Below are 10682 nucleotides of genomic sequence, written 5' to 3'. Positions count from 1 at the left end.
CCGGGCGCGCCGACGCCGTCGCGGCGGTGGGTTCCGCGGCGACGGCGTCGGTGTCTGCCGTATGAGGTTGTCCGCGTGACGCCGTCTCCCCGAGTCGGACGGCGGCCCGCAGCTCTCGGGCTGGCTCAGCTCTCGGCCAGGATGTGTGAGAGCTCCGTATCGAGGTCGAAGTGACGATGCTCGGTGCCGGGCGGGACAGCGGCGTCGGTCCTCTTCAGGAACGACTCCAGGGCCCTGGCCGGGGCTTCCAGCAGGGCTTCGCCCTCCGGGGAGCTCAGTGCGATACAGACGACGCCCTGGCCGTGACTTCGAGATGGCCAGACGCGGACGTCTCCGGTGCCGGTGGGCCGGTGCAGCCCCTCGGCAAGGAGGTCACGGGCGAAAACCCACTCGACCGTCTCCTCCGCTCCGGTGTGGAAGGTGGCGTGCACGGCATAGGGGTCGGCCGTGTCATACCGCAGGCCCGCGGGTACAGGCAGTGAGGACTCGCTCGACACAACGAGGCGCAGGTGCAGCTCGCAGCTGACCGTGGTGTTCATAAGCGCCAGGGCCTTTCGCTCAGTGTGCGCTCGGGGATTCGCACGTCGGCGAAATCGACATGCCACCTACGGTGGCGTTGTAAACCCCTCTGACCTATTTGTGATGCTTCGGGTCGCTCGTGCGGCGGTGTGTAACTTTGGGTCATGCGTCCATTCCGGTGACGATCGCCGGTCGGGTAGGTTGGGTTTCATGAACGCGGAGAGTGACGAGCGGGAAGAGGTCGCCGCGACGGTGGCCGATGGTTCCGCTGCGGGGGACGAAGAGACGACGGGGCGCGAGCTGGGCTCGCGCGCGCCCGGGTTCATCCGGAAATCGAGGCTGCTTCACCTGGGCTGGCAGGTCGGGATCTTCGTCGTCGGTTTCGCGGTGGTCGGGGCGGGCGTCGCGATGCTGGCGCTGCCGGGCCCCGGGTGGCTGGTGATCTTCGGTGGCATGGCGATCTGGGCCACCGAATTCGTCTGGGCGCAGATCGTCCTGCGCTGGACCAGGCGCAAGGTCACCGAGGCCGCCCAGCGGGCCCTCGATCCCAAGGTCCGGCGGCGCAACATCATCCTCACCGCGGTGGGGCTCGTGATCGTCGCGGTGCTGGTCGGGATCTACGTCTGGAAGTTCGGGATCACGATGCCGTGGAAGATCCACGAGTGACCCGGGGGCGGTCCGGACGCACCGCTGACATGGGGTAATGTTTGCGGTGCGCCGGGGCGATTAGCTCAGTGGGAGAGCGCTTCGTTCACACCGAAGAGGTCACTGGTTCGAACCCAGTATCGCCCACCCCGGACCGATGGCCCGGAAGCCTCACTGAAGCTTCCGGGCCATCGGCGTTCCCACATGCCACCGGCCGCTCCTTGCGCCGCCGCCCCGCCGCCGTCCTTGCGGAAGCCGCCCCGTCGCCCCGCCGTGCCTCGAAGCCCCGTCGTGCCTCGCAGCCCAGCCTCGTCGCCACGCCTGACGACGCGGCCCCGCCGCCTGTGGCGCCACCCCGCCGCGACCTCCTGCGACGCCGCCTCGCCGCGAAATTTCGTCCGAACCGTTGACGTGCCCGGTGCGGCTCCTTACTTTTGCCCAGCAAGCGCTTTCTAAAACGATTCAATCGCGAATGGTGGGGGCGAGCTATGTCTCGGAACAGCGGCATCGACCGGCGGCAGATGCTGAAGCTGGCAGGATTCTCGGCGGCCGGCCTCGGGCTGACCGCAGCCGGCTGCGGCACCGGCGGCAGCGGTTCCGGAGGGCCGGTCACGATCCGGCACTCCTGGTGGGGTGCCGACGACCGGGCGAAGAAGATCCAGGAGTGCGTCACCCTCTTCGAGAAGAAGCACCCGAAGATCAAGGTGAAGACGGACTTCCAGCAGTACCCGGACTTCTGGAAGAAGTTCAACACCCAGGCGGCCGGCGGCAACCCGCCCGACGTCATACAGAACGCCGTGACCTTCCTGCGCAAGTACGAGGCGAAGAACGTCCTTCTCGACCTCAGCCCCCAGGTCGAGAAGGGCAACCTCAGCCTCGACGGCTTCCGTGCCGGGCTGGAGAAGTTCGCGGACATCGACGGCAAGCTGCTCGGTGTGCCGGTCGGCAGCAACTCGATGGCCCTGGTCATCGACCAGGCGGTCTACGAGAAGGCGGGGATCACCCCGGAGATCGGCTGGACCTGGGACGACTGGTACGCCGGCATGGAGAAGATCCGGGACGGCCAGAAGATCGCGGGCGACGTCGGCCCGCACGGCGTGATGTACCTCTACGACCTGATCCTCCGCCAGAACGGCAAGGCCTTCTTCACCGAGGACGGCATGGGCTTCGGCGAGGCCGAGCTGCTGCCGTACTGGACCGAGGCCCTCGCCCGGGTGAAGTCCGGCATCTACGCCGACCCCAAGAAGGTCGAGCAGATCAAGCCGGCCTCCGCACTCGCCCGGGGCATGGCCGCGGGGGAGTTCACCTGGGACAACTTCTCCATCCGCTACAGCGCGGAGGGCAAGAGCCGCTACGGGCTCGCCCCCATCCCCAGCACCGACGGGAAGCGCACCGGCCAGTACCTCGGCTCGCTGATGCTGAGCGGTTCCGCCCGCACCAAGCACCCCGCCGAGGTGGCGACCTTCATCGGCTTCATGACACACGAGCCCGAGGTCGCCCGGATCATGGGCTACGACCGCGGGGTCCCCGCCACCACCGCCCAGTTCGAGGCGTACCGGCCCACCGACGCGCCGAGCAAGGCCATCGAGGCGTACGAGACCGAGATCGCCGACGCGGGCGTCCTGGAGCCCATCACCCCGCACCCCGCCGGCGCCGACGTCATCGAGGCGGCCTTCCTGCGCATCGCCGGTGACCTGTCCCTGGGCAAGGCCTCGCCGAAGGACTCCGTGAAGCAGTTCTTCTCCGAGGCGAAGACCGCCCTCGCCTCGAACTGAGAGGAACGCGGTGACTCACATCCAGACCTCCCCGGGCGCCCTCGCCCCCGGGAGCGACCGCCCCGCCGAGTGGCGGAACGGTCCCGGAGAAGGCGCGCCACCCGTCGGCCCGAAGCGGCCCGGCCGCAGCGACAACCTGGCCGGCTATCTGTTCATGTCGCCCTGGATCGCGGGCTTCCTGTTCCTGATAGCCGGGCCCATGGTGTTCTCGCTCTACCTCTCGTTCACCGAGTACAACCTGTTCGACGCACCACGCTGGATCGGCCTGCAGAACTTCACCGACATGTTCGCCGACCCCCGGTGGCGCCAGTCGGTCAAGGTCACCTCCTGGTACGTACTGATCGGCACCCCGGTCAAACTGGCCGCGGCACTCGCCGTCGCCATGCTGCTCGCGCAGAAGCGGTGGGGCCAGTCCTTCTACCGGGCGGCCTTCTACGCCCCCTCGCTGATCGGCGCGAGCGTGTCGGCCGCCATCGTCTGGCGCGCGCTGTTCTCGGACGACGCCGTCGTCGACCGCACGCAGAAGCTGTTCGGCGTCGAGACCGGTGGCTGGATCGGCGACCCCGAGATGATCATCTACGCGCTGGTCGCCCTCACCGTCTGGCAGTTCGGCGCCCCGATGGTCATCTTCCTGGCCGGCCTCAAGCAGGTCCCCCGGGAGCTGTACGAGGCCGCCGAGGTGGACGGAGCCGGCCGCTGGCGCAGGTTCTTCCACATCACCCTGCCGATGATCTCGCCGGTGCTGTTCTTCAACGTCCTGCTGGAGACCATCCACTCGTTCCAGATCTTCGGCTCGGCCTACATCGTCAGCAACGGCTCCTGCGGGCCGGCCGACGCGACGCTCGTCTACACCTGTTACCTGTACGACCAGGGCTTCGTGAACAGCCGCATGGGCTTCGCCTCCGCCATGGGATGGCTGCTGCTCGTCGCGGTGGGCCTGGTCACCGCCGTGCTGTTCTGGTCCCAGAGGCGCTGGGTGCACTACGAGGAGGGCGGCCGATGAGTCTCCTGACAGCTGCTGTACGACGCCGGGGTCCCGGCGCACTGGCCTGGCACCTCGGGGCCCTGGTCCTCCTCGTGGTGGTCCTCTACCCGGTCGTGTGGACGTTCGGGGCCTCGTTCAAGCCGAGCTCGGACATCGTCGGCGCCCTAAACCTGTTCCCGGCCGACCCGGTGACCGACAACTACACCCGGCTCACCGAGGGCATCGCCGACATCCCGATCTCCACGTTCTTCCTGAACTCGACGTACATCGCCGTCGGTTCGGTGATCGGGGTGGTGCTGTCCTGCTCGCTGACGGCCTACGCCTTCGCGAAGGTCCGCTTCGCCGGCCGCAACGCCATGTTCGCCATCATGATCGGCACCCTGCTCCTGCCATACCACGTCCTGATCATCCCGCAGTACGTGCTGTTCCAGAAGCTGGAGCTGATCAACACCTTCACCCCGCTGCTGATCGGCAAGTACCTCGCCACCGACGCGTTCTTCGTCTTCCTGATGGTGCAGTTCATGCGGGGCCTGCCCAAGGAGCTCGACGAGGCGGCACGGCTCGACGGCTGCGGACACCTGAGGATCTACTGGTCGATCGTCATGCCGCTCTGCCGGCCGGCGCTCATCACCAGCGCGATCTTCACCTTCATCAACGCGTGGAACGACTTCATGGGCCCGCTGCTATACCTGAACGAGCCCGACAAGTACACCGTCTCCATGGGCCTGAAGATGTTCATCGACCAGGACGCCGTCGCCGACTACGGCGGCATGATCGCCATGTCGCTGGTGGCCCTCCTGCCCGTGCTGGCCTTCTTCCTTGCCTTCCAGCGCTACCTGATCGACGGCATGGCCACCTCCGGCCTGAAGGGCTGAGGCGCGCCGTGACGACGAAGACCCGCACCGCGACCCGGCGTTCGCACGTCATGGACCGTTTCGGCCTGTTCTCCGAATGCCTGCTCACCGGCGTATGGATCGCCGTCGCGGCCCTGCCGCTCCTCACGTTCCCCGCCGCGTTCGCCGCGGGGACACGACACCTGCGCCGCCATCTGGCCGGTGAGCGCGGCGGCCTGCGCGAGTTCGCCGCCGACGTCCTCGCCGCGGCCCGCGGCGGCTGGCTCGTCGGCCTGTCCGTGTGGGCCGCCGGAGCCCTGCTCCTGCTGGACCTGGCAGCCGTACGGGCCGGGCTGCCCGGCGGTCCGCTCGTGGGTGCCGTCGGCATCCTCGCCCTGATCGGCTTCCTGGTCGCCGTGGTACGCGCCGCCGCGTGCTGGGAACCCGGCACCGCCTGGCGCCCGCTGCTGGCCGACGCCGGCCGCCGCACGGTCCGCGACCCGGCCGGCTCCCTCCTGCTGGTCTGCGGGATGGCCGTCGTCGTGCTCTCCGGAGCCCTGGTGCTGCCGCTGGCCGTGCCCGTCGTCGGGGCCGTCGCGGCCGCCGCCACCGCCGTGGAGGCGCGGCTCACCCGCTGAGCCCTCCCAGCACCACCTTCTCGCTGTCCCCGATCCGCACGGAGAGAGGCACAACCATGTCCAGGATGCCCCGCAGAACACTCCTGAAGGCCGCAGCGGCGGCCGGCGCGGCCGCGCAGCTCAGCTGGTCCCTCGGCTCCGGCACCGCCACCGCGGCCCGGAGCGCCGACGGCACCGCCGGCCCCGTCGCCCTCACCTGGCTGGAGTCCGGCGGCCTCGGGGCCGCCCCCGGATCCACCCTCGGCGTGCCCTGGCCCAAGGGGCGGTACGCCAAGGACCAGACCTTCGCGCTGACCACCGAGGACGGTGAGGACGTCCCCGTGCAGACCTGGCCGATCGGCTACTGGCCGGACGGCTCGCTCAAGTGGACCGCGCACGCCGTCGGCCCCGAGGCCACCGCCGAGAAGTTCGTCCTCACCACCGGAACCCCCGCCGCACCGAAGAACAAGGTCACCGCCACCCGTTCGGGCGGCACCATCACCGTCTCCACCGGCGTGATCACCGCGAAGCTCGGCACGAACGGCTCCGCCCTCGTCAAGACCGTCACCCGGGGCTCCACCGAGATCGCCGGCGACGGCCGGCTCGTCCTGCTCCGCCAGAACGAGATCGAGGACGGTGACCAGGGCAACGAGAAGTACGAGCGCTTCGAGAGCGTCATCGAGGAGGCCGCGATAGAACAGGACGGCCCCGTCCGCGCCGTCGTGCGCATCGACGGCAAGCACCGCAAGGGCTCCCGCTCCTGGATGCCCTTCTCCGTACGCTTCTACTTCTACGCCGGCGCCGACTCCTTCCGGATGATGCACACCATCACCTACGACGGCACCCAGGAACCCGGCGAGCCGAGCGGCGACTTCATCCGCGGCCTCGGCGTCCGCTTCAGCGTCCCGATGCGCGACGCAGCCCACGACCGCCACATCCGCATCGGCGGCGACGGCACCGGACTCCTGCGCGAAGCGGTGAAGGGCATCACCGGACTGCGCCGCGACCCAGGCGCCGCCGTCCGCGAGGCCCAGTTCGCCGGACAGAAGCTCCCCGACCCCGCCACCTGGGACCAGCGGGTCACCAGCCGCCTGCAGTACATCCCCCAATGGGGCGACTACACCCTCTCCCAGCTCTCCGCCGACGGCTTCGGACTGCGCAAGCGCACCAAGAAGGGCCACGGCTGGATCCCGGCGGGAGGCGGCAGGCGGGCCTCCGGCTTCGGATACGTCGGAGGACCCACCGGCGGATTCTCCTTCGGGCTCCGCGACTTCTGGGAGAAGCACCCCGCCCAGCTCGACATCCGCGACGCCCACACCGACAGGGCCGAGGTCACCCTCTGGCTCTGGTCACCCGAAGCACAGCCCATGGACCTGCGCTTCTACCACGACGGCATGGACCAGGACACCTACGCCGAACAGCTCGAAGGCCTCAACATCACCTACGAGGACTACGAACCCGGCTTCGGCACCCCGTACGGCATCGCCCGGACCAGCGAACTCCTCTTCTGGGCCAACGAGTCCACCCCCGCCGCCGAGAACCTCGCCCAGCAGGTCGACGCCGTCCGCACCCCGCCCCAGCTCGCCGCCCCGCCCAGGCAGCTCGTCCAGGCCAAGGTCTTCGGCGGACTCTTCGCCGAACCCGACCGGTCCACCGCCGCCAAGTCGAAGATCGAGGACCACCTGGACTTCCTCTTCACGTACTACAAGGACCAGGTGGAGATGCGCCGCTGGTACGGCTTCTGGGACTACGGCGACATCATGCACACCTACGACCCCACCCGGCACCAGTGGTGCTACGACGTCGGCGGTTACGCCTGGGACAACTCCGAGCTCTCGCCCGACCTCTGGCTCTGGTACGCGTACATGCGCTCCGGCCGCGCCGACATCTACCGCTTCGCCGAGGCCATGACCCGGCACACCGGCGAGGTCGACGTCTACCACCTCGGCAAATGGGCCGGACTCGGCACCCGCCACGGTGTCCAGCACTACGCCGACAGCGCCAAGCAGCAGCGCATCGCCAACACCACCTACCGCCGGATGTTCTACTTCCTCACCGCCGACGAGCGCGTCGGCGACCTCATGCACGCCAACGTCGACTCCGACGAGACCTTCCTGGCCCTCGACCCCATCCGCAAGATCCGGACCGAGCCTTACACCCCCGACCGCCGCGCCCTGTCCATCGGCTTCGGCACGGACTGGAGCGGTCTCGTCTCCGCCTGGCTCACCGAGTGGGAACGGCGCGGACCCAAGTGGGAGAAGGCCAGGGACCGAGTGCTCTCCACCATGGAGACCATCGCCGCGCAGCCCAACGGCTTCGTCCAGGGCGTCGGCCTCTACGACCTCGACACGGGCAGGTTCGCCGTCGCGGACAAGCCCGCGGTCGGAGTCTCGCACCTGTCGGCCATGTTCGGCCTCGTCGAACTCAACGCCGAACTCATCGACATGATCGACATGCCCGCCTTCAAGGCCGCCTGGATCGACTACTGCCGCTACTTCAACGCCACCAAGGCCGAACAGGCAGCACGCTACGGAAGCAACTTCGGCACCCTGCTGCTGTTCCAGGGCCACTCACGGCAGGACGCCTACGCCGCCGCCCAGACCGGCGACGTCACCCTCGCCACCCGGGCGTGGAAGCACTTCTACAGCAGTAACGACGCCTGGGACTACAAGGAGAGCACCGACTGGAGCACCAAGAGGATCGAGGGCCCGACCGGACTCGTCGAGGGCGGTGAAGCGGCCTGGGTGAGCACCAACTCCACCGCCCTGTACGGACTCGCCGCGATCCAGAACCTCGCGCTCGTCGGCGACAGGATGCCCTAACGCATCCGCCCCAGGCTCTCCCGCACCCGGCGCGCGTCGCGCAGCCGCTGCTCGTACGTCGCACCGACCGCGAGCAGCAGCAGCCCGGCGAGCGCCGGGAACGCCCACCGGGGGAGCGTGTCGAAGACCTGGACCACATGCGGCGCCAGCTCGTGCAGCGCGTCCAGCGCCAGGACCGAACCGCCCAGCACCAACGGCGCCTGCAGCCTGAGCCGGGCGCCCGCCAGCGTCACCACCAGCGCCGCCACACCCAGCAGCAGCGGGCGCGGCCAGCCCGGATCGGACCACGCCACCACGAGGCTCGGCACCATCGTCATCGACAGGGCCGGGCCGTACGCCACCCAGGAGGACGCGCCCGGGTCCCCGCGACGGCGCAGATACCCCACCGCGAACGCGGCCACCGACACCGGCAGCGTGTACGCCTCCGGGTCCGACACCCCCGAAGCCACCAGACGCACCCACGCGGCCAGCACGAACAGCACCGCGGCCACGTACCCCGCGGCCGGCCGGCGCTCGGGCCGCACCGCGGTCCCCGCGGCCAGCACCCCGCACAACGCCAGCACCAGCGCGAGGAACGGCGCGTCCGTCACCGCGAGCCCCACGGCCACCAGCGCCCCGAACGCCCCCGCGGCCTCCAGCGACAACGCCACCGCCGCCACCCGCAGCCGGGCCCCGAGCAACACCGTCACCGCGGGCACGGCCAGCACCACCGGAGCCGCCTGCGGCGCACTCCACCCCAGCGACGCCCCCGCCGCGCAGGCCACCACGATCGCGCAGAGCACCGAGCCGACGGCGAGCACCGACTGGACCACGACCGCCTTCGACCGGACCGCCGCACCCGCGAACAGCACCAGCAGGCCCCCGAACACGGCGTACGTGGCCGGCTCGGCGGCCAGCGCCAGCAGTCCCGCACCCACCGCACCCACCAGCCCGCACACCAGAGCGGTCAGTGACAGGGCACCGGACCCGCGCCGCACGGCGAGCTCCAGCAGCCCCGCGACCAGCAGCAGTTCCACGCCCACCGCCACCGCGTACGGCACATCCGCCACCGCGAGCAGGGCGAGCACCGCACCCCAGCCCAGGACCGGCGCCCCGGCCCCCGCGGCCACCGGCCACCCCGGACGGGGCGCCCCGAACGCCCCCCGCGCCCACCCGAGACGCAGCGCGCCCAGCACACCCGCCACCAGGACCAGCACCACCGGGGACGCGGCCGACGCAGGCCACGACATCGACGGCCCCAACGCACCCCGGAACCCCTCCGGCGCACCGGACCACACATCCGCCAGCACCGAAACAGGCCCCAGCAGCACCGCCACCACCACCGGCAACGCCCACACCAGCGCACCCGCCGTGACAGCGGCGGACGCACCCAGCACACCCCGGCCCACCGGCCGGGGGACGCGCAGCCGCAGGACCGGCGACAACGCGATGCCGCACAGCAGATACACCACGACCGACCAGTTCCACGGCAGTCCGGTACGCAGCACACCGCCCACCGCGGCCACCGAGGCCAGACCCGCCACCGCACCCGCGGCCACGGCCCACTCCTTCGGCGCGCGCCACCCCCCGGCCAGCGCCACCCCCGCACCCGCCAGCAGCAACGCTCCCGGGCCCACGGCCGACAGCGGACCTCCGGCCGACACGGACAGGGACAGACCGATCAGCAGCGCGACCGCCCCCGTCATCGACGCCCCGACGGCCGCCGTGACCCGCACCGCGAGCCCCCGGCCGTACAGCGCCACCGCCACACCCGCCGCAGCCGTCACCAGCAGCGCCCACCCGAAGACCACCGCGGGCGCGCCCGCGGCCCACGCCCACAGCAGCAGCGGCAACTGGCCCGCCACCACGGCCACGGGCAGCGGCAGCCGCAGCCGCCCGAGCCACAGGCCGTACGCCGTCCACACCGAAGCGAGCACGGCGGACGCGAGGGCCGCGAACGCCGGCCCGTCCGTGTCCGGCACCGCCACCGCGTGCAGCGCGTACGCGTCCAGCACCGTCAGCACCAGCGCCAGCGCGGCCAGCGCCTCGGCCGTCGACGTCAGGCCCCGGCGCAGCAGCGGCGCGGGCGCCACGAGCGCGCCGGCCGTCACCGCCGCGAGGACCGCCGAACGGCCCGCGATGCCCATCTCGCCCCAGCTGAACAGGGTGAAGGCGATCGCCGCGATCGTCAGCAGGAGACCACCGAGGACCAGCAGCACGTTCTGCACGGAGGACGAAGCGGCCACCGGGGCAGCCGGCACCGCACCGCCCCGCGGCCCCCAGGCGGACGGCCCGGCGCCGGGCCGGGCGGAGGGCGCCGTGAACGGCGGGGGAGCGACCGGCGGCCGCAGCACACTCAGCAGCCAGGCACGACGGTTGAGCAGCTGGAGCCTGCGGGCGTCCAGCTGGACCAGTTCTCGGTCGAGGAGCGCCAGTTCCTCTGCGGGTGGCGGCACATGTTCCATGTACCGGAGTGTGGCGGCGGCCACACGTTCGTACATGCGCTC

General features: G+C 70.6%; 8 protein-coding genes and 1 tRNA gene. 7 read left to right on the top strand and 2 right to left on the bottom strand.

Annotated features, from left to right (window positions below):
• Positions 1 to 125: 125 nt before the first annotated feature.
• On the bottom strand, positions 126 to 539 hold the full coding sequence (locus ACFWVP_RS26190) for an SsgA family sporulation/cell division regulator (RefSeq protein WP_003959770.1): 414 nt from the start codon (positions 537 to 539) through the stop codon (positions 126 to 128).
• Between the two features lie 190 nt (positions 540 to 729).
• On the opposite strand from ACFWVP_RS26190, the gene ACFWVP_RS26185 reads away from it, so the two are divergent.
• The 7 genes from ACFWVP_RS26185 to ACFWVP_RS26155 all read left to right on the top strand — a co-directional run bounded on the left by ACFWVP_RS26185 (position 730) and on the right by ACFWVP_RS26155 (position 8196).
• The gene (locus tag ACFWVP_RS26185) at positions 730 to 1185 is read left to right on the top strand and encodes a TIGR02611 family protein (protein ID WP_384500221.1); all 456 of its coding nucleotides are present in this window, start codon (positions 730 to 732) and stop codon (positions 1183 to 1185) included.
• A gap of 54 nt (positions 1186 to 1239) precedes the next feature.
• A tRNA-Val gene (locus tag ACFWVP_RS26180) sits at positions 1240 to 1311 on the top strand.
• A 341-nt stretch (positions 1312 to 1652) separates the two neighbouring features.
• A complete protein-coding gene (locus ACFWVP_RS26175; RefSeq protein WP_384500219.1) occupies positions 1653 to 2939 on the top strand; it encodes an ABC transporter substrate-binding protein in 1287 nt (428 codons plus the stop codon).
• A gap of 10 nt (positions 2940 to 2949) precedes the next feature.
• Positions 2950 to 3942, top strand: a complete 993-nt coding sequence (locus tag ACFWVP_RS26170; protein WP_384500218.1) for a carbohydrate ABC transporter permease — start codon at positions 2950 to 2952, stop codon at positions 3940 to 3942.
• On the top strand, positions 3939 to 4799 hold the full coding sequence (locus ACFWVP_RS26165; protein ID WP_384500216.1) for a carbohydrate ABC transporter permease: 861 nt from the start codon (positions 3939 to 3941) through the stop codon (positions 4797 to 4799). The genes ACFWVP_RS26170 and ACFWVP_RS26165 overlap by 4 nt, the downstream gene beginning before the upstream one ends.
• Before the next feature lie 50 nt (positions 4800 to 4849).
• Positions 4850 to 5395, top strand: coding sequence for a hypothetical protein (locus tag ACFWVP_RS26160; protein WP_384500231.1), 546 nt, complete (start codon positions 4850 to 4852; stop codon positions 5393 to 5395).
• 56 nt (positions 5396 to 5451) lie between these two features.
• Entirely contained in the window at positions 5452 to 8196 is a 2745-nt protein-coding gene (locus ACFWVP_RS26155) for a Tat pathway signal sequence domain protein (protein WP_384500214.1), read from the top strand.
• On the opposite strand, the gene ACFWVP_RS26150 is transcribed toward ACFWVP_RS26155, so the two are convergent.
• Positions 8193 to 10640 (bottom strand): SCO7613 C-terminal domain-containing membrane protein, encoded by a 2448-nt coding sequence (locus ACFWVP_RS26150; protein ID WP_384500213.1) that lies wholly within the window; start codon positions 10638 to 10640, stop codon positions 8193 to 8195. The genes ACFWVP_RS26155 and ACFWVP_RS26150 overlap by 4 nt on opposite strands.
• Positions 10641 to 10682: the final 42 nt, after the last annotated feature.

The sequence above is a fragment of the Streptomyces sp. NPDC058637 genome (assembly GCF_042717325.1).
Taxonomy (GTDB): Bacteria; Actinomycetota; Actinomycetes; order Streptomycetales; family Streptomycetaceae; genus Streptomyces.
This window is presented reverse-complemented; position numbering and strand designations above follow the sequence as displayed.

Excerpts from the sequence above, each read along its gene's own strand:
- ACFWVP_RS26150 (WP_384500213.1), bottom strand. The coding sequence starts at position 10,640 with ATGGAACATGTGCCGCCACCCGCAGAGGAACTGGCGCTCCTCGACCGA.
- ACFWVP_RS26190 (WP_003959770.1), bottom strand. The coding sequence starts at position 539 with ATGAACACCACGGTCAGCTGCGAGCTGCACCTGCGCCTCGTTGTGTCG.
- ACFWVP_RS26155 (WP_384500214.1), top strand. The coding sequence starts at position 5,452 with ATGTCCAGGATGCCCCGCAGAACACTCCTGAAGGCCGCAGCGGCGGCC.
- ACFWVP_RS26175 (WP_384500219.1), top strand. The coding sequence starts at position 1,653 with ATGTCTCGGAACAGCGGCATCGACCGGCGGCAGATGCTGAAGCTGGCA.
- ACFWVP_RS26165 (WP_384500216.1), top strand. The coding sequence starts at position 3,939 with ATGAGTCTCCTGACAGCTGCTGTACGACGCCGGGGTCCCGGCGCACTG.
- ACFWVP_RS26160 (WP_384500231.1), top strand. The coding sequence starts at position 4,850 with ATGGACCGTTTCGGCCTGTTCTCCGAATGCCTGCTCACCGGCGTATGG.
- ACFWVP_RS26185 (WP_384500221.1), top strand. The coding sequence starts at position 730 with ATGAACGCGGAGAGTGACGAGCGGGAAGAGGTCGCCGCGACGGTGGCC.